Here is a 17,460-nt window from a genome sequence, read left to right as displayed (position 1 = left end):
CCGTGAGCGGCCATGTGGAATGGGAGCTGTACCGCTCCCTGCTGGGCGTGCTGCGCGAGGGCTCGCTGTCCGGCGCGGCGCGCGCCCTCGGGGTGGCGCAGCCGACGGTCGGCCGCCACGTCGCGGCGCTGGAGGCGGGGCTCGGCCTGGCGCTGTTCACGCGCTCGCCATCCGGCCTGCTGCCGACCGAGGCGGCGCTGGCGCTGCGCGCGCATGCCGAGGCGATGGAGAGCACGGCCGCGGCGCTGGAACGGGCCGCGGCCAGCTACGGCGACGGCGTGCGCGGCGTGGTGCGGGTGTCGGTGAGCGAGGTGATGGGCGTCGAGGTCATGCCGGCCATCCTGGCGCGGCTGCGCGCGCGCCACCCGGCACTGAAGGTGGAACTGGTGCTGACCAACCGGGTGCAGGACCTGCTGCGGCGCGAGGCCGACATCGCCGTGCGCATGACGGCGCCGCGCCAGGACCAGCTGGTGGCGCGCCGCATCGGCGCCGTTGCCATCGGCCTGTATGCGAGCCCGGCCTATCTCGCCGCCCACGGCATGCCGGCCGGCGCGGCCGACCTGGCGCGCCATGCGCTGATCGGCTACGACCAGCCGCCGCCCTACGTGCGCGAGGCGGCGCGCACGGTGCCGGCCTGGCGCCGCGCCGCGTTCTCGCTGCGCACCGACAGCGACGTCGCCCAGCTGGCGCTGATCCGCGCCGGCGCCGGCATCGGCTTTTGCCAGTCCGGCCTGGCGGCGCGCGCGCCGGCGCTGGTGCGGGTGCTGCCGCAAGCGTTCGCGCTGGCCTTCGATACCTGGGTCACGATGCACGAGGACCTGCGCGACAGCCCGCGCTGCCGCGCCGCGTTCGATGCGCTGGCCGAGGGCCTGCGCGCCTACCTCGACGGCGGCGCGGCGGCGTAGGCGCGCGCGGCCGGCACTTCCAGCGTCACCTGGGCGCCGCCCCGGGGGCCGTTGCCGACCGCCAGCCGCGCTCCGATCCGCGTCGCGCGTTCGCGCAGGCCGACCAGGCCCCAGTGGCCGGCGCGCGCGCCGGCGCGCAGGACCTCGTCCGGGAAGCCGCGGCCGTCGTCGGCCACGAGCAGCGCCAGCGCCTGGCGGCCGTAGCTCAGCGTCGCGCGCACGTGGGCGGCGCCGGCGTGCCGGCAGGCGTTGCGCAGCGCCTCGCGCGCCACGTCGGCGACCTCGTCGGCCACGAGCGGATCGAGCGCGCGCCGCTCGCCCTCCACGCGCAGCGCGACGTCGATGCCGTGGGCGGCGCGCAGGCGCGCGACGGCATCGTGGAGCACGTCGTCGAGCACCAGGGCGTCGCCCGCGCGCAGTTCCTGCAACTGCTCGCGGCCTTCGCCGATGGCCCGGCCGGCGTCCGCCAGCAGGGCCTCGAGCTGGCGGCGCGCGCCGTCGCCGGGCGGCAGCGCGGCGGCGACGGCGTCCACCCGCAGCACCAGGCCCTGCACGGTCTGCAGGAAGGTGTCGTGCAGGGTGCGCGCGATGCGTTCGCGCTCGGCGGTCTTGACGCGCATGCGCTCGGCCAGGCGCGCCGTCAGCCGGCGCACCCGGTAGCGGTACAGCGCCACGCCCAGCATGGCGACGCTGGCCAGGCACAGCAGCCTGAACCAGCCGCTCTGCGTGAGCGTCGGCGCCACGCTCAGGGCCAGCGTGGCGTCCTCCGGACCGGTGAGGCCATCCTCGTCGAGGGCGCGCACGCGGAACACGTAGTCGCCGGGGCCGATGTTCGTGTACGAGATGGCGCGCCGGTTGCCGGCGTCCTGCCAGCCGCGGTCGATGCCGTCGAGGCGGTATTCGAAGCGGACCCGCTCGGGCGCGTGCAGCACCGGCGCCGTGTACTCGATGCGCAGGCTGCCGGTGCCGGCGGGCAGCGCCAGCGGACCGCGCGGCGCGTACGATTCGCCGTCGGTGGCCACGCGCAGGATGGATGCCGTCGGCGCGGGAATGGCCGGCAGCCGCGCGCCCGTGTCGAAACGCACCACGCTGCCGGTGGTGGCCAGCCACAGGTGGCGGCCGTCCGGACTCCAGGCGCTGGGCCAGCGGTTCTCGATGACGGCGTGGCCCGGATAACCGTCGAGCGCGTCGAATAGGCGGTAGCGCAGCGGCACGGCCGGGTCGTCGACGCTGCGGCGCCAGTCGTCGGCGCGTACCCGCACCAGGCCGGCGGCGCCGTTGAACCAGCGGTTGCCGTCCGGGGTGATCACGCGGCCGGAAACGTTGCGCAGCACGTCCGGATCGGCGGCGCGCAGCAGGTGCAGCGCGCCGCCGCGCACCACGCCCATGCCGCCGTCGCCGCTGACGGTGAGGTCGCCGTCCGGGAAGATCGCGCTCACCGTGCCCAGCGCCGCGATGTCGGTCGCGCTGCTGGTGTCGCTGGCGCCGTCGTAGTGGAACAGCTTGCCGTCCCCGGTCGCCAGCCACAAGCGCCCCGGGCCGCCTGCGGCGGACTGGAAGATCTTGGGGGGCAGGCGGAACGCATCGCGCGCCAGCCAGCGGCCGTCGCGCCAGCCGATCAGGCCGGTGGAGCGCGACGACGTCCACAGCACCTGGCCGTCGTCGAGGATGCCGAACAGGTCGCGGTCGACCGGCTTGCCGTCCGGCCCGGGCGGCAGCGCGATGCGCTCGGCGGCGTCGTCGCTGCGCCGCTCGATGGCGCGCGGCGTCCCCACCAGCAGCGCGCCGTGCGCGTCGCGGGCGATGACCGTGGCCGGCCCGGGCTGGCGCCGGGGCGGCCCGTCGACGGGCAGGCGCCACAGCGTCGCCGCGACCGCGGACGCGGCCCACATCCGGCCGTCCGCGTCGGTGGCGAGGCTGTACTGGGTACCGATGCCGGGCAGGCCGGCGTGCTCGAACGCCTTGCGCCGATAACGATCGAGGCCGTTCTCGGTGGCGATCCAGACATTGCCTTCGCGGTCGGCCAGCGCGCCGTGCGGGACCATGCCCGACAGCGTGGCGGCGCCGGGAAAGTGCAGCGTCGCGGCGCGCGCCGCGGCGTAGCGCGCGCCGGGCCGGCCCGCGGCGTCGGGAACGACGCAGACCCGCTGCGGACAGCCCGCCAGCAGCCAGAGCGCGCCGTCCGGGCCGAACTGCCCCGCATAGTGGCCGGCGGCGCGGCCGACGGGCGCGCCGTTGCCGGCCGCGGCGATCACGCGCGCGCCGCCGTCGGGTTCCAGCAGCCACAGCCGGCCGTCCGGCGCGAGCACGGGTTCGCCGCCCACGTCCAGCACCCGCTCGAAGCGCATGCGCGCCCGGTCCAGGCGCCAGGTGGCGCGGTCGCTGACCGCCCACAGCCGGCCCTGGGCGTCGATGGCGAAGCTGCGCTGCTCGGTGCCGGCCCAGTCGGCGGCCGGCGCCACCGTAACCCAGCGCCCGCCCTGCAGGTGCTCGATGCCGGCGTGCATCGTCCACAGGCTGCCGTCGGTATCGACCACCATGGCGTTGACCTGCTGCGCCGGCGCCGGCGCCGGCCCGGGCGGCAGCGCCTCCAGGGTGCCGTCCGGCGCCAGCCGCGACAACCCTTCGCCTGCATAGGCGATGTACAGGTCGTCGCGCGGGCCGGCGTGCAGCGCGATGATGCGGCTGCTGTTGGCGGCCGTGCGCCGCGGCAGCGGGTAGCGCATGAAGCGCAGGCCGTCGAAGCGGTACAGGCCGTCGAACGTCCCGAGCCAGAGCCAGCCGTCGCTGGTCTGCGCCATGCTGGTGATCTGCAGCGGCGCGCCGTCGGCCGCCGTCCACTGCTTGTGCTGGTAGCGCGCCGCTTCCTGCGGCGCCGGCGCCACCGGCGCGGCGCCGGCGCCGCCCATCCACGCCGCCAGCGCGAGCGCGGGCAACCGGTGGCGGCGCGTGGTCACAGGTCGATGTAGCCGCGCTGCGCGGCCAGGGTGACGGCGTGCGCCCGGTCGTTCGCGCCGAGTTTGACGAGGATGGTGCTCATGTGGGTCTTGACCGTGGTCTCGCCGATGTGCAGGTGGCCGCCGATCGCGCGGTTCGAATGGCCCAGCGCGGCAAGGCGCAGCACGTCCAGCTCGCGCGGCGACAGCGCGTCGCCGGCGTAGTGGATCGCCACCTCGCGCCGCAGCGCCTGCGGCAGCACGTGCGACCCGTTGTGCACCTCGCGCACGGTGGCGGCCAGCTCGCGGCCGGGCACGTTCTTGAGCAGGTAGGCCGAGGCGCCGGCCTTGAGCGCGGCGGCGATGCGGGCATCGCCGTCGTAGGTGGTCAGCACGATCAGGCGCGCGTCAGGATGCAGGCTGCGGATCGCGCGGATCGCTTCCAGCCCGTCCTTGCCGGGCATCTGCAGGTCCACCAGCGCCACGTCCGGACGCTGGCTGGAAAAGCAGTGGATCGCCTCGTCGCCGTCGGCCGCCTCGGCGACGATCTCGATGCCGCCGTGGGCGCACAGGGACGCGGCGATACCCTCGCGCATCATCGGGTGGTCGTCGGCGATCATCACGCGGATCGTGTCGGTGCTGGTCATGCTGAACATCATGTCTGGTCGTGGTCCTCGTGAATCATACAATATCGCGGCCCTGTCCTATGGGATAGGCGCGTGCTGGCGTGCATTGCTACCATCGGTCATCATCCACCCCTTCCCGGAGCCCGCCATGACCATCCCCGCCCATGCCGCCAGCTGCGCCGCCGAACCGATCGACGTCGTGCGCATCCGCCTCACGCGCCGCGCCAGCGCCACCGTCGTGGTCAGCGAGTTCCGCATGGCCAACCGGGTGCTGGCCGGCTGGGCCGACGAGGCGGCGCCGGCCTGCCGCGACGTGCAGGTCGACTACGACATCGTGTTCTTCGACGGCTACCGCCTGCGCGGCTGCCACGACCTGCTGCGCCGGGGCCGCAGCCACGTCTCGCTGAGCCGGGTGGTGCGGCGCCTGTTCAAGGCGATGGCGCAGGGCGCGTCGATGGCGTCGGCCGCGCTGGCCGAGCCGTCGCGCTACCTGGTCGATGGCTGATCAGTGCGGATCGGCCGGATCGCCCTCGTAGTTGGCGGGGATCCAGGTGTAGCCGGCGCCGTCGCGGCGCAGGTGGCCCAGGCCGGGGAAGGCGACGTGGGCCGCGCCCACGAGCAGGCGCTGCGACGCGGCGCGCTCGAGCAGCGCGCGGCGCGTCGCCACGGCGTCGTCGCGGTCGCTGTCGTACTTGACGGCGGCGTCGGGATGGTCGAGCTGGATCGCCGCCACGTGCACCACGTCGCCCCACACCAGCAGCGCCTGGCCGCCGTTCTCGACCAGGTAGCCGGTATGGCCGGGCGTGTGGCCGCTCTCCGGCAGGGCGCGGATGCCGGGCGCCAGCTCGGCGGCGCCGGCGGCGTCGAACGGGACGAAGCGGCCGGCCGCGTCGTACGGCGCCAGCGCGGCCTTGGCGGCGTCGAAGAAGGTCGACAGGAAGTCCGGGGCGCGCGCCTTGCTGCCGGCGTCGCGCCAGTAGTCGGCGTCCGTGCGGGCGGCGCGCACGACGGCGTTCGGGAAGGCCGGCTTGCCGTCCGCCAGGACGCCGCCCACGTGGTCCTTGTGCAAGTGGGTCAGCAGCACCAGGTCGACCTGTTCGGGCCGGTAACCGGACGCGCGCAGGTTGGCCAGCAGGCGCCCGCAGCAGGCGCCGTACAGGCTGCCGGCGCCGGTATCGATCAGCACCAGGCGGCTGCCGGTATTGATCAGGAAGGCGTTGATCGAGCCCTGCACCGGCGGTTTCAGCGCCTGGCGGTCGAGCGCGCGGGCCACGTCCGGCGCGGCGATGCCGGTCATGACGTCGTTGACCGGGAAGGTATGGGTGCCGTCCGAGAGGACGGTGACCTCGTAGGCGCCCACCATGGTGCGGTACCAGCCGGGGGCCTGGACGGCGGCCAGCGGCGCGGCGGCGCGGGCGGCGAGGGGAGCGGCGGTGGCGGCCGTCGCCAGCAGGGCGGCGGCCAGGACGCGCGCGGCGCGCGCGGTGGCGGATCGTTTCATCGTGGTTCCTGTCGGGGAGTTGGTGGGTTCAGACGTGGTGCAGCAGTCCGCGCCGCGCCGCCACGCATGCCGCCTCGGTGCGGCACGAGACGTCGAGCTTGGACAGGATGTTGTTGACGTGGTACTTGACGGTGCCCACGCCGATGTTCTCGGTGCGCGCGATCATCTTGTTGCTCATGCCGGCGCTCAGGTGCGCGAGGATTTCCAGTTCGCGGCGCGACAGCCGGTTGGCCGGCACCCGCGCGGCCAGCTTCTCGGCCAGGCCGGGCGCCAGGTAGCGGCGGTTGGCGGCGACCTGGCGCACGCAGTCGACCACCTGTTCCAGGCTGGACTGCTTGAGCAGGTAGGCGCTGGCGCCGGCGAGCAGGCCGCGGTGCACGTCCTCGTCGCCTTCCCAGGTCGTCAGGATGACGATCCTGGCGTCCGGCAGCGCGGCGCGGATGCGGCGGATCGCGTCGACACCGTTGCCGCCTGGCATGTTCAGGTCGATCAGCAGGACGTCCGGGCGCAGGCGCAGGACCATGTCGACGGCGGCCGGGCCGTCGACGGCCTGGCCCAGCAGCGTGAGCGCCGGCTCGTCGCGGATCATGGCGGCCAGGCCGGCCAGGATCAGCGGGTGGTCGTCGGCGATGACGAGGGAAATCGGGCGGCGGTCATCCATGGTGGTCCTCCGTGGTGGCGAAGCGGTCGTGGGCGAGTGCGGGGGGCACGGCATGCGAGGCTGGCGCCACGGGCACATGGCGGCGGCGCGCCGCCGCACCTTGCCCTGCGCCTTGCCCCGCGCCGTCGGCGACGGCCTCGTGCGCCGGATGCGGCAGCGCGACGCCGGCCATGCAGCCCCGGCCCGGCAGCGCCTCGGCCCAGATGCGGCCGCCGTGGGCGTCGACGATGGCGCGGCAGATCGCCAGGCCCAGCCCCAGGCCGCCCGGCTTGGTCGTGAACATCGGGTCGAAGGCGTGGCGCGCGTGGGCCGCATCCATCCCGATGCCGGTGTCATGCACGGTCAGCACCAGCATGCCGGCGCCGTCCAGCTGGGCCGCGATGCGCAGCTGGCGCCCGGCGGCGGGCACGGCGGCGAGGGCGTCGACCGCGTTGCCGACCAGGTTGCGCAGCAGCTGGCGCAACTGCACCGGGCTGGCGTGCACGGTGCGCGCCTGGCGTGCGATGCTCACGCGCGGCGCCACGCCCAGGCGCGCCAGCTCGTCCTCGTGGACGGCGAGCACGTCGTCGACGGCGCCGGCCAGATCGCAGTGCTCGCGCGCGGCATGCGCCTGGCCGGCCAGCGTGCGCATGCTGCGCAGGATGTCGCTGGCATGGGCCGAGGCCTGCAGCACGGCGCGCAGCGCCTCGCCGGCCTGGCGGTTGGCCTGGCCGCCTTCGGGATGGCCGTCATGGCCGGCGGCCGCCGCCTGGGCGCGCTCGATGCAGCGCAGCGCGGCCCGTGCGTGCAGGGCGATGGCGGCGAGCGGCTGGTCGACCTCGTGGGCGATGGACGCGGCCAGCTGGCCGATGGCCGTCGGCGGCATGGCCGGGCCGGTGCCGGAGGGAGATGGGTGGTTGCTCATGGGCTGCTCCTCGTACGTTGGAACCGTGCGCACGGCAGCCCTGGGGCGGCACGTGACATGGCTGCATTGTCGGCAGTGCAAGCCCGGCAGTCTAGCTATACGAAGAGATACCGGCTAATACCAAAGGATGATGGCGTTCCGGTTGCTGAAGGTGCAGGATGGAGCATACCGCATCGCGCGCCGGCCGGTACCTGTCCAAAGGACAGTGGCGGGCCGCGTCGGCGCGCGCCACCGGCTCAGGACTGGCGCGGCGTCCAGCCCAGCCGCTCCTCGAACAGCGCGCGGTACAGCGTGCGGATGTCGGCCGGCACCCGGCGCACGTAGTCCTCCGCCCTGGCGCGCCGTTCGCCATCCAGGCCGGCCAGGAAGGCCACGGCTTCGTGCGCGCTGGGCGCGCGCTCGCCGACCCCGGCGAACTTGGCCGGCACGGCCGTCCACACCACGGCGTCGAGGCCGCGCGCGCGCATCCACGGCGCGATGCGCGCATCGGCCGGCCCGTGCGGATTGGGGATGCTGCCCACCCAGTGCGGGTAGGCGGGACGGATCTTCTCGCGCTGGCGCAGCATCTCGCGCGCGTCGTCGAGGCCGGCGGCGTCCAGGCGTGCCCAGTAGGTCGGCATCGGCGGCGCCGGGTCGTGCAGGACCAGCGCCAGCTCGTCGCTGTCGTCGCTGTCGCGCACGAATTCCAGCGGCAGGCGCGGGCCGTCCGGCATCCAGTCGGACGCCAGCTTCAGCGGACCGGGCTTCCAGATCAGGGAACCCCAGGCGATGCAGGCGATGTTCACGGTCACTCCTTTCAGTCGAACCCGGCCGTGTCATTCTACCGGCAAGCAGGCGGCCGCGGCTGGCGCTGGCGTGCGCGACCCGGAAAAATCGTCCGGCCGGCGAAATCGCCGCGTCGACCTCGGGTATAGTAACGGACGGGTGCATAGCGAACGGAGCGGGAATGAGGTACAGCCTCGTGTCATCGGCCGGCAATGGCCGCATCAACGAAGACCTGGTCGCCGTCCACGAGGGCGACGGCCGTACCGACATCATCGTGATGGACGGCGCCACGCCGCTGACGCCGCAGCGCTGGATCGGCGCCGGCGACAGCGATCCGGCGTGGTTCGTGCGCCAGTTCGCCGCCGACCTGGGCGCCGTGCTGCACCGCGCCGGCAGCCAGGAGGCGCTGGTGCGCCAGGCCCTGTCCGCCACCCGCGCCGCCTGGCGCGCGCAGGCGGCCGGGCCGCCGGCGCCGCCGTATGCCTGGCCGGTATCGACGCTGAGCTGGGTGCGCCTGCGCCATGGCCGCGGCGGCGCGGCCGGCACCCTCGAACTGTACTGCCTGGGCGACAGCAAGATCCTGCTGGCGGGCGCCGACGCCACGGGACGGCCGCTGGCGCGCGACCTCGATCCGTTCGACAATCCCGCCGAGCGGGAGGTGCTGGCGGCCGTCGCCGCGCTGGTGGCCGAAGGCGTGAGCGACGCCGGCGCGCGCTGGGAGCGCCTGCTGCCGATGCTGCAGGAGCGCCGCCACGTCCAGAACACGGCGCCCAATCCGCAGGTGCTGTGCCTGGAGCCGCGCGGCCCGTTCGCGGCGCGCACGACCACGCTCGCGGCGCCGCGCGGCGCGCTGCTGCTGGCGATGAGCGACGGTTTCTACCGCCTCGTCGATCCCTACGCGCTGTACGACGACGCCGGCCTGGGGGCGGCCTGCCTGGCGCGCGGCCTGGATGCGCTGGTCGACGAACTGCGCGCCTTCGAGGCGGGCGCGCTGGCCGGCGCCGGCATCGCCGCCAAGCGGGCCGACGACGCGTCGGCCGTCGCCTGGCGGCTGGACTGACGCGCCGACGTTCCTGGAGAACCGCATGGGCGCGCCGCGTCGGCGGGTGCCGGTCGTCCCGGTGAGCGTGACAATTCGGTAGTTTTGGACGCCCGCCGGCGCGGTACCATCGGGTCTTTGGCCATCCGATCCATGATGAACCGTTCGATGCTTGCCTGCGCATTGCTGGCCGCCTGTTGTGCTCCCATGTTCGTCGCCCCGGCGCGCGCCGCCGAGCCGTGCGCCGGCACCTGCGCCGACCTGCTGAAGGAGGGCCAGGTCCTGCATGCGCAGGGCAAGGTTCCCGAGGCCCTGGCAAAATTCCTCGCCGCCCACCAGGCCGCGCCGCAGGCGTCGACGCCGGTGTCGTCGGCGGCCTACGCTTACCTGGTGGCGGCCGACGCCAATCCGGCCAAGGCGGACGCCTTGCGCGCCGAAGCGCGCCGGCTGGCGCAGGCGGCGCTGGGGCTGGCGCCGGACGATCCGGCGGCGCTGGAAACCCTGCGCCTGCTCGAGGCCGATGCGCCGTCGCCGCTGCACGTGCCGAACGCCCAGGCGGCGCAGGCGATCGCCAGGGCCGAGCAGCTGTTCTCCCAGCACCGCCATGCCGACGCGCTGGCGCAGTTCGAGGAAGCGATGCGCCTCGACCCGCAGGCCTCGTATGCCTGGGTCGGGGCCGGCGACTGCTGGTTCATGCGCAAGGACTGGGACAAGGCGGCCGGGCTGTTCCGCCGGGCCGTCGAGATCGAGCCGCGCAACGGCCAGGCCTGGCGCTTCCTGGCCGACGCCCTGGCCGCGCAGGGCAAGGGCGCGCAGGCCGAGCGCGCCCTGCTGGACGGCATCGCCGCCGACCCGGCGCAACTGCCCACCTGGACCAAGCTGGCGGCGGCGCGCCGCGCGATGGCCATGCCGCTCAAGCCGCTGCACCTGCGCCGCGGTGCGCGCGTCAAGATCGGTGCCGACGGCAAGGCCACGGTGGAGATCGACGGCGACCTGCAGAAGCGCGCCCCCGCGCCCGACAACGCGATGCGCCTGGCCCTGGCCGTGAGCGAAGCCAATGCGCGCACCGCCAGGGACAAGGCCCTGTTTCCCTACGAGATCGAACTGGGCGCGTGGCGGATGGCGCTGCAGGTCATGCAGGAGACGGCGGCGGCCGGCCAGCCCCCGGTGTCCGACCCGGCGCTGGCGCAGATGATCGCCTTCGGCAAGGACGGCCAGCTGGAAGCGGCGATCCTGCTGCTGCAGTACCGCGAATCGTACCGGCCGGCGCTGGAGGCGTGGCTGCAGGCGCATCCGGACGGCGTGCGCCTGTTCGTGGATAGGTACGGGATCATGCCCTGAGAGCAGGACCGTCGCCCCGGCGCAGGCCGGGGCCCAAGCTTGCCTGCGTTACAGTAGCGCGCGCAAATTGGGTCCCGGCCTGCGCCGGGACGACGTGCTGGCTACTCACCCCAGCGCCTTGCGCGCCGCCTGTATGCCCCACCACGCCGCCTCCTCGAACACCGAGAACCCCGACAGGTCCGCATGCGCGAACAGGACCGGCCCGTCGGCCTCGCGCAGCGCGGCCAGCCCGGCGTTGCTGCGAAAGCCCGGCAGCGGCGCCGCCATCGCGTGGCCGCGCAGGGTGATGTCGACGCGCTCGACGCAGGGCGCGAAGGTCCAGCCGTAGGCCGCGCGCAGGTCGCGCGCGGCGAGGTCCACCAGCGCGGCCGGCGTCGCCTTCATCATCCAGTCGCGCGCCTGGCGCGGCGTGCGGTCCGACAGCGCGACGTAGGCCGTGAACACCGTCTTGTCCGGCGGCGCCACGCGGATGTCCTGGTGCGTGGAGACGACGTAGCCGAGCCCCGGCTCGCCATACACGACGTTGTCCCACGACAGCGGGGCGTGCGGCAGCTCGCGCGGGAATGCCTTCATCAGGAAGTTCGCCACCAGCCATGGGGCGTAGGCCGGCGTGTGGCGGCGCGCGTCGAAGCCGAGCGCCGCGATGTCCTCGACCACGCGCGCGGCCACGTAGACCGGCATGGCGACGATGGCCTTGCGGGCCCGCACCAGGTAGGTGCGCGGCGTGGCACCGTCCAGCGCGAAGCACAGCGCCTCCACGCCGCCGGCCGTCCTGCGCACCGACGCCACGGTGCCGGCGTGGCGCGGCACCGCGGCGCGCGCGGCCAGGCGTTCGGCCAGCGGCGCCAGGCCGCCGGGCCAGGTCAGCCAGGCGCCGTTGCCGGCGTTGGCGGCCTGGCCCCAGCGGCTGCAGTAGTAGTGCAGGCCGGCCCAGGCCGAGACCTTGTCGTAGCGGGTGCCGTAGTCGTCGCGGCAGCAGTAGTTCAGGTACCAGTGCAGCGTCGGCGCGCGATAGCCTTCGCGTTCCATCCACGCCTTCAACGTGATGCGGTCGAGGTCGTCCCAGCGCGGATCGCGCGAGGACAGCACGGTCGGGAACACGAAGGCGCGCCGGCCGTCGGCGCCGCGCGCGGCGCGCAGGGTTTCCACCTGGGCGAAGAAGCGCCGGTGCTCGGCCAGTTCCCAGGCGGCCACGCCCTCGACCGGCAGGAAGCCGTCCTGCCAGGCGCCGTTGAACAGCAGGCGCTCCTCCGGCGCGTGCAGGATCGCGCGCTCGTCGTAGGTCGGCTGCGCGCCGAACGCGTCGCGCTCGACGATGCCCAGGTCGAGCAGGATCTCGCGCACGTGCACCGATTCCGGCGACGGCAGCGGCAGGTAGTGGGCGCCCGTCGGGCAGGCCAGTTCGCCGAAGCGCGCGCCGGCCGCGTTGCCGAAGGCTTGCGGCCCGTCCACCATCAGGAAGCGCGCGTGGCCGGCGCGCCGCAGCTGCCAGGCGGCCGACAGGCCCGCGATGCCCGAGCCGAGGATGGCGACGTCGGTCTCCAGCACCCGCGACGGCGGCGGCAGCGCGCGGCGGTCGCGCAGGTAGTGGCCTTCCAGGCGGCCCGGATAGTGCACCTCGGGGGCGATCTCCTGCCAGCGCGCATAGCCGGCCGCGCTGGCCGCCAGCGCGGCCCCGGCGCCGCCGGCATGCAGGAGGAAGCTGCGGCGGTCCATCAGCGGATCACCTGGCGCCAGTCGTGCTCGAACTCGCGCACCAGCGATTGCGTGTTCAGGCGGTTGGGCGCCATCTCGAGGCGCCGCATGTCGGGCGGGAAGGCGAACATCGCGCGGGTCGTGTCGGCGTCCAGCCAGCGCATCGGCAGCGCGTAGCCGGCCGGCGGCACGTAGCCGGGGCTCTTTGATGCCAGGATGAAGCCCCATTCGCCGAACGAGGGCACGTAGGCGTGGTAGGGCCAGGTGTGCAGGCCGACGTCGCGCAGCGTGGCGTCGATGGTCCAGTAGGCGTGCGGCGCGAAGAACGGCGAGGTCGATTGCACGACCATGAGTCCGTGCTCGGCCACGTGGCGCGCCAGGATGCCGTAGAACGGCACCGAATACAGCTTGCCGAGCGCGAAGCTGGACGGGTCGGGGAAGTCGACGATGGCGGCGTCGAACACCTCGCGATTCTGCTGCAGCCAGACCGCGGCGTCCGCGTTCACGACCTTCACGCGCGGGTCCGAGAAGGCATGGTGGTTCAGCGCGGCCAGTTCGGCGCGGCGCGTGAAGGCGCCGGTCATGGCGGGGTCGAGGTCGACCAGCGTGACGTGCCGCACGTTCGGGTAGCGCAGGATCTCGCGCAGCGCCAGGCCGTCGCCGCCGCCCAGCACCAGCACGTTCCTGGCCCAGGGCAGGGCGGCCATGACCGGGTGCACCAGGGCCTCGTGGTAGCGGTACTCGTCGCGCGAGGAGAATTGCAGGTTGCCGTTGATGTACAGGCGCAGGTCGTCCTTCCAGCGCGTGACGACCAGGCGCTGGTAGGGCGTGCTGGACGACCACACGACCTCGTCGCCGAACAGGCCGTGCTCGCCCCAGTCGACCATCCGGTCCGACAGGCCGAATCCCGCCACCAGCAGCACCAGCACGGCGCCGGCGCGCATGGCCCGCCCGGCCAGGTGCACCAGCTCGCGCCGGAACACGTACAGGGTCCAGCAGGCCACGCCGACGTTGAGCATGCCGAACAGGAAACCGGTGCGCACCAGGCCCAGGTAGGGCGCCAGCACCAGCGGGAACAGCAGCGAGACGGCCAGCGCGCCCAGGTAGTCGAAGGTCAGCACGCGGCTCACCAGTTCGTTGAACGCGGTCTGGCGCGCGTTCAGCGCGCGCATCACCAGCGGCACCTCCATGCCGACCAGCGCGCCGATCAGGAACACCAGCACGTACAGCAGCGTGCGGAACGGCGCCGTCATCCACGAGAAGGTCATGAACAGCAGCGCGGCCGAGACGCCGCCGATCAGGCCCACGGCCAGCTCGATGTCGATGAAGCGCTCCAGCACGTCGGCGTCGGCCACGTACTTCGACAGGTGCGCGCCCACGCCCATGGCGAACAGGTAGCATCCGATGATGGTCGAGAATTGCAGGATGGAGTCGCCCAGCAGGTAGCTGGACAGGGCGCCGGCGATCAGTTCGTAGGCCAGCCCGCAGGACGCCACGACGAAAACCGACAGGATCAGGATTTTTTTGGTCATTCGGTGTTTTTGTTCTAAGATGCGGGTGATAACATCTTGGCCATTTCTTCGGAGAATTTCGTGCCCGCCATCCTAAACTATCTGCTGCATCTATTGACGGCTGCCGCGCTGGTTTTGGCGTTTTTTGTCGTGTACACCCGGGTCACGCCGTACGACGAGGTCGCGCTGATCCGCGCGGGCAACGGCGCGGCCGCGCTGTCGCTGGGCGGCAGCCTGATCGGCTTCTCGGCCACCATCGCGTCGAGCCTGATGCATACGGCGGACTACGTCGAGTTCGCCGGCTGGGCCGCCGGCGCGGCGCTGGTGCAGCTGGTGGTGTGGGTCGTGGCGACGCGCCTGCTGCGCATGGCGCGCGACCAGATCGAGGCGGACAACTGCGCGTTCGGCGGCCTGCTGGGCGCCATCTCGCTGTCGATCGGCCTGGTCAACGCCGGCTGCATTTCCTGAACCATCCCCATTGCCCGCAAAGGAGCCTGCCATGTCCCTCGGTTCGTTCATCAAGAAGCAGTTCATCGACGTCATCCAGTGGAACGAGGACAGCGAGGGCGTGATCGCCTGGCGCTTCCCGATGCAGGATTTCGAGATCCAGAACGGCGGCCAGCTGGTCGTGCGCGAGTCGCAGGTCGCCGTGTTCGTCAACGAAGGCACGATCGCCGACGTGTTCGGCCCCGGCACCCACACCTTGACCACGCGCACGCTGCCGGTGCTGACCAACCTGAAGAACTGGGACAAGCTGTTCGATTCGCCGTTCAAGTCGGACGTGTATTTCTTCAGCACGCGCGTGCAGACCGGCCGCAAATGGGGCACGCCGCAGCCGATCACGATCCGCGACAAGGACTTCGACATGATCCGCGTGCGCGCCTTCGGCATGTACTCGTACCGCGTGGCCGATCCGCGCGCCTTCTTCACCGCCATCAGCGGCACGCGCGACGTGTACACCCGCGACGAGGTCGAGGACCAGCTGCGCGGCATCATGCTGGCCACGATGGCCAGTTCGCTGGGCGGCGCCAACGTGGCCTTCCTCGACATGGCCGCCAACCAGGGCCTGATGGCGCAGCAGGTCGGCAAGGACCTGAGCGTGGCGTTCGCCCGCTACGGCATCGAACTGGACCAGTTCAACGTGGCCAGCGTCAGCCTGCCGGAAGAACTGCAGGCCGCGCTGGACGAACGCATCTCGGCCGGCATGAAGGGGTCGCTGTCGAGCGACAAGATGACCGGCTACACCCGCTTCCAGGCCGCGTCCAGCATCCCGCTGGCGGCGCAGAACGAGGGCGGCCTGGCCGGCATCGGCGCGGGCCTGGGCGCCGGCGCGACCATCGGCCAGGCCATGGCCCAGGGACTGGGCGGGGCGTTCGCGCCGCAGCAGGTCGCCACCCCCCAGGCCGCGCCCGCCGCCGAGCCGGTGGAGGAGCGCCTGGCCAAGCTCAAGGGACTGCTCGACAAGGGCCTGATCTCGCAGGCCGACTACGACGGCGCCAAGGCCGAGCTGCTCAAGAAACTGATCGGCTAGACGGCAACGCATGCAGACAGTTTCCTGCCCCGGCTGCGGGGCGCCGCTCGAGTTCAAGTCGCACGCGTCCGTGATGGCCGTGTGCGATTTCTGCCGCACCGTGGTCGTCAAGGACGCCGACGCGGTGCGCGACCTCGGCAAGATGGCGGCCGTGCTGGAGGATTATTCCCCGATCCAGATCGGCACGTCGGGCAGGTACGGCGAGCGCGCGTTCACCGTGGTCGGACGCATCCAGCTGCGCTGGTCGGGCGGCATCTGGAACGAGTGGTACCTGCTGTTCGGCGACGGCGGCAACGGCTGGCTGGGCGATTCGGCCGGACGCTACGTCATCACCTTGCAACGCGCGCTGGAAGTGGGCTGGCCGGTGTTCGAGGCGATCCAGCCGGGCCGCGAGATGGAGACCGGCGCCGGCCGCTACATCGCGGCCGAGCGGCGCAGCGCGCGCTGCATCGCCGGCCAGGGCGAGCTGCCGTTTCGCGTCGGCGCGGGCTGGGAGGCGCGCGTGGCCGACTTCCGGCGCGGCTCGGACTTCGTCACGCTCGACTATTCCGACGGCGACCGTCCCGCGCTGTACGCCGGCGCCGCCGTCACGCTCGAACAGATGGGCTGCCAGCTGCTGCGCGACGACGAGGCGATCAAGGCCAGCGCCGGCAAGTACCGCGGCCGCGTCGAATCGCTGTCCTGCCCGCAGTGCGGCACGGCCATTGCCTACCTGCCGGGCATCACCGCCAGCCTGGTGTGCCAGGCCTGCCGCGCGCAGCTGGACGCCGCCACGCCCGTCGTGCAGGTGCTGGCCAAGGGCGAGGAAGCCGGGCGCACGCCGCTCACGCTGCCGCTGGGCAGCACCGGCCAGGTCAACGGCCGCGAGACGCGCGTGCTGGGCGCGCTGGTGCGCGCCGACGACGAGGGCAACCGCTGGACCGAATACCTGCTGCACGGCGGCGGGCGCGCCGGCTTTTCCTGGCTGATCGAGAGCGACGGCGAGTGGTGGCGTGCCGAGGGCATGGACGAGTGGCCGGCCGAGGCGGGCGCGGTGGCCGTGCGGCACGACCGCGTGGCGTTCACCAAACTCTACGACTATCCGGCGCGCACCGAGCAGGTGCTGGGTGCGTTTTACTGGAAGGCGCAGGCGGGCGACACCGTGCGGGTGGCGGAATACCAGCACGGGCCGGTCCGTCTGTCGTCCGAGCTGTCGGACGAGGAGTTCACCTGGTCGCGCTCGAGCCGGGTGGCGTACGACCAGGTGCGCCTGTGGTTCAAGCTGCCGGCCGCGCAGGGCGGCGCCACCGGCGCCGGCGCGCCCGCGCGCGTCACGCGCACCGGCCGCTTCCTGCTGTGGCTGGTGCTGCTGAACCTCGTGCCGCTGGTCCTGCATTTCAGCGGCGCAGCGCCTTGGGTGCTGGTCGGGCTGCTGGCGCTGGCGCTGCCGCCCTCGTTCATCGGGAAGGACCGCCAGTGAACAACCGTTATTTCCTGTACGCGCTGTTCGTGACCATCGTCGCCACCTGCGGCAGCTGGTTCAGCATGTTGTCCGAATCGACGTCGACGCGTTCCGGCGCCAGCAGCTGGACGGCGGGCACGCGCGGGGGCACCGGCGGCTTTGGCGGCGGGTATTCCGGCGGGGGCGGGCACAAGTGAGCGGGGCGGACGCCGCGACCGCGCACGCCGCCAGCGGGGTGCACCTGCTGGCCGACCTGCACGGCGTCGACCCGGCGCTGCTGCGCGACGCCACCGCCATCGATGCGCTGCTGCGCCGCGCCGCGCTGGCGGCGGGCGCGCGCATCCTGCACGGCCACTTCCACACCTTCGGCGCCGGCGGCGGCGTGACCGGCGTGCTGCTGCTGGCCGAATCGCACATCTCGATCCACACCTGGCCGGAAAGCGGCTTCGCCGCCGCCGACGTGTTCATGTGCGGCGCGGCGCGGCCGGGACTGGCGCTGGAACTGATCGAGGCGGCGCTGCGGCCGCAGTCCTGCGAGACGCGCACGATCGCGCGGGGCGTCACTGCCGAGCCGGCGCGGTAGCCATCCGGCAGGGTGGGCATC

At 73.1% G+C, this 17,460-nt stretch carries 17 protein-coding genes; 9 read left to right on the top strand and 8 right to left on the bottom strand.

The features are described 5' to 3' along the window. The first annotated feature begins 2 nt into the window (after window positions 1–2). Window positions 3–905 (top strand): LysR family transcriptional regulator, encoded by a 903-nt coding sequence (locus tag QZ749_RS24420; protein ID WP_296952830.1) that lies wholly within the window; start codon window positions 3–5, stop codon window positions 903–905. Here the strand turns inward: QZ749_RS24420 and QZ749_RS24415 are convergent. Together QZ749_RS24415 and QZ749_RS24410 are read right to left on the bottom strand one after the other, a co-directional pair. Continuing rightward, window positions 878–3,862 (bottom strand): two-component regulator propeller domain-containing protein, encoded by a 2,985-nt coding sequence (locus QZ749_RS24415; RefSeq protein ID WP_296952828.1) that lies wholly within the window; start codon window positions 3,860–3,862, stop codon window positions 878–880. The genes QZ749_RS24420 and QZ749_RS24415 overlap by 28 nt on opposite strands. Beyond that, a complete protein-coding gene (locus QZ749_RS24410) occupies window positions 3,859–4,488 on the bottom strand; it encodes a response regulator (protein ID WP_296952826.1) in 630 nt (209 codons plus the stop codon). The genes QZ749_RS24415 and QZ749_RS24410 overlap by 4 nt, the downstream gene beginning before the upstream one ends. A 127-nt stretch (window positions 4,489–4,615) precedes the next feature. Between QZ749_RS24410 and QZ749_RS24405 the strand changes: the two genes are divergently transcribed. Next, window positions 4,616–4,972 carry a hypothetical protein gene (locus QZ749_RS24405; protein ID WP_296952824.1) on the top strand — a complete coding sequence of 119 codons (357 nt, stop codon included), beginning with the start codon at window positions 4,616–4,618 and terminating at the stop codon, window positions 4,970–4,972. On the opposite strand, the gene QZ749_RS24400 is transcribed toward QZ749_RS24405, so the two are convergent. The 4 genes from QZ749_RS24400 to QZ749_RS24385 all read right to left on the bottom strand — a co-directional run bounded on the left by QZ749_RS24400 (window position 4,973) and on the right by QZ749_RS24385 (window position 8,318). Then, window positions 4,973–5,968, bottom strand: a complete 996-nt coding sequence (locus QZ749_RS24400; protein ID WP_296952821.1) for an MBL fold metallo-hydrolase — start codon at window positions 5,966–5,968, stop codon at window positions 4,973–4,975. It lies immediately after the preceding gene. A 28-nt stretch (window positions 5,969–5,996) separates the two neighbouring features. Then, window positions 5,997–6,629, bottom strand: coding sequence for a response regulator transcription factor (locus tag QZ749_RS24395; protein ID WP_296952819.1), 633 nt, complete (start codon window positions 6,627–6,629; stop codon window positions 5,997–5,999). Then, the gene (locus tag QZ749_RS24390) at window positions 6,622–7,533 is read right to left on the bottom strand and encodes a sensor histidine kinase (RefSeq protein WP_296952817.1); all 912 of its coding nucleotides are present in this window, start codon (window positions 7,531–7,533) and stop codon (window positions 6,622–6,624) included. Before QZ749_RS24390 ends, QZ749_RS24395 begins: the two co-directional genes overlap by 8 nt. A 236-nt stretch (window positions 7,534–7,769) precedes the next feature. Continuing rightward, window positions 7,770–8,318, bottom strand: a complete 549-nt coding sequence (locus QZ749_RS24385; RefSeq protein WP_296952815.1) for a hypothetical protein — start codon at window positions 8,316–8,318, stop codon at window positions 7,770–7,772. Window positions 8,319–8,479: 161 nt separating this feature from the next. Between QZ749_RS24385 and QZ749_RS24380 the strand changes: the two genes are divergently transcribed. Then, the gene (locus QZ749_RS24380) at window positions 8,480–9,358 is read left to right on the top strand and encodes a protein phosphatase 2C domain-containing protein (RefSeq protein ID WP_296952812.1); all 879 of its coding nucleotides are present in this window, start codon (window positions 8,480–8,482) and stop codon (window positions 9,356–9,358) included. Between the two features lie 132 nt (window positions 9,359–9,490). Then, the gene (locus tag QZ749_RS24375) at window positions 9,491–10,678 is read left to right on the top strand and encodes a tetratricopeptide repeat protein (protein ID WP_296952810.1); all 1,188 of its coding nucleotides are present in this window, start codon (window positions 9,491–9,493) and stop codon (window positions 10,676–10,678) included. A 105-nt stretch (window positions 10,679–10,783) separates the two neighbouring features. Here QZ749_RS24375 and QZ749_RS24370 read toward each other — a convergent pair whose 3' ends face one another. Next, entirely contained in the window at window positions 10,784–12,394 is a 1,611-nt protein-coding gene (locus QZ749_RS24370; RefSeq protein ID WP_296952808.1) for an NAD(P)-binding protein, read from the bottom strand. Next, complete coding sequence (locus QZ749_RS24365) at window positions 12,394–13,905, bottom strand: polyamine aminopropyltransferase (RefSeq protein WP_296952805.1); 1,512 nt, start codon at window positions 13,903–13,905, stop codon at window positions 12,394–12,396. Before QZ749_RS24365 ends, QZ749_RS24370 begins: the two co-directional genes overlap by 1 nt. A 60-nt stretch (window positions 13,906–13,965) precedes the next feature. On the opposite strand from QZ749_RS24365, the gene QZ749_RS24360 reads away from it, so the two are divergent. Genes QZ749_RS24360 through speD form a run of 5 tightly spaced genes read left to right on the top strand, consistent with a single transcriptional unit; the run spans window position 13,966 to window position 17,439 of the window. After that, entirely contained in the window at window positions 13,966–14,352 is a 387-nt protein-coding gene (locus QZ749_RS24360; protein ID WP_296952803.1) for a DUF350 domain-containing protein, read from the top strand. A gap of 31 nt (window positions 14,353–14,383) precedes the next feature. Continuing rightward, window positions 14,384–15,415 carry an SPFH domain-containing protein gene (locus QZ749_RS24355; protein WP_296952800.1) on the top strand — a complete coding sequence of 344 codons (1,032 nt, stop codon included), beginning with the start codon at window positions 14,384–14,386 and terminating at the stop codon, window positions 15,413–15,415. Window positions 15,416–15,425: 10 nt separating this feature from the next. Next, the gene (locus tag QZ749_RS24350; protein WP_296952797.1) at window positions 15,426–16,874 is read left to right on the top strand and encodes a DUF4178 domain-containing protein; all 1,449 of its coding nucleotides are present in this window, start codon (window positions 15,426–15,428) and stop codon (window positions 16,872–16,874) included. Beyond that, window positions 16,871–17,053, top strand: coding sequence for a hypothetical protein (locus QZ749_RS24345; RefSeq protein ID WP_296952760.1), 183 nt, complete (start codon window positions 16,871–16,873; stop codon window positions 17,051–17,053). Before QZ749_RS24350 ends, QZ749_RS24345 begins: the two co-directional genes overlap by 4 nt. Further along, window positions 17,050–17,439: an adenosylmethionine decarboxylase gene (gene speD, locus QZ749_RS24340; RefSeq protein WP_296952757.1), complete on the top strand. Its 390-nt coding sequence runs from the start codon at window positions 17,050–17,052 to the stop codon at window positions 17,437–17,439. Before QZ749_RS24345 ends, speD begins: the two co-directional genes overlap by 4 nt. The last annotated feature ends 21 nt before the right edge of the window (window positions 17,440–17,460 follow it).

This window comes from uncultured Massilia sp., from assembly GCF_913773735.1.
Lineage (GTDB): Bacteria > Pseudomonadota > Gammaproteobacteria > Burkholderiales > Burkholderiaceae_D > Telluria.
The sequence above is the reverse complement of the archived record's forward strand: the minus strand, read 5'-3'. Positions and strand labels throughout refer to the sequence as shown.

Excerpts from the sequence above, each read along its gene's own strand:
- QZ749_RS24365 (WP_296952805.1), bottom strand. The coding sequence starts at position 13,905 with ATGACCAAAAAAATCCTGATCCTGTCGGTTTTCGTCGTGGCGTCCTGC.
- QZ749_RS24380 (WP_296952812.1), top strand. The coding sequence starts at position 8,480 with ATGAGGTACAGCCTCGTGTCATCGGCCGGCAATGGCCGCATCAACGAA.
- QZ749_RS24370 (WP_296952808.1), bottom strand. The coding sequence starts at position 12,394 with ATGGACCGCCGCAGCTTCCTCCTGCATGCCGGCGGCGCCGGGGCCGCG.
- QZ749_RS24355 (WP_296952800.1), top strand. The coding sequence starts at position 14,384 with ATGTCCCTCGGTTCGTTCATCAAGAAGCAGTTCATCGACGTCATCCAG.
- QZ749_RS24390 (WP_296952817.1), bottom strand. The coding sequence starts at position 7,533 with ATGAGCAACCACCCATCTCCCTCCGGCACCGGCCCGGCCATGCCGCCG.
- QZ749_RS24395 (WP_296952819.1), bottom strand. The coding sequence starts at position 6,629 with ATGGATGACCGCCGCCCGATTTCCCTCGTCATCGCCGACGACCACCCG.
- QZ749_RS24375 (WP_296952810.1), top strand. The coding sequence starts at position 9,491 with ATGATGAACCGTTCGATGCTTGCCTGCGCATTGCTGGCCGCCTGTTGT.
- QZ749_RS24410 (WP_296952826.1), bottom strand. The coding sequence starts at position 4,488 with ATGACCAGCACCGACACGATCCGCGTGATGATCGCCGACGACCACCCG.
- QZ749_RS24405 (WP_296952824.1), top strand. The coding sequence starts at position 4,616 with ATGACCATCCCCGCCCATGCCGCCAGCTGCGCCGCCGAACCGATCGAC.
- QZ749_RS24350 (WP_296952797.1), top strand. The coding sequence starts at position 15,426 with ATGCAGACAGTTTCCTGCCCCGGCTGCGGGGCGCCGCTCGAGTTCAAG.
- QZ749_RS24400 (WP_296952821.1), bottom strand. The coding sequence starts at position 5,968 with ATGAAACGATCCGCCACCGCGCGCGCCGCGCGCGTCCTGGCCGCCGCC.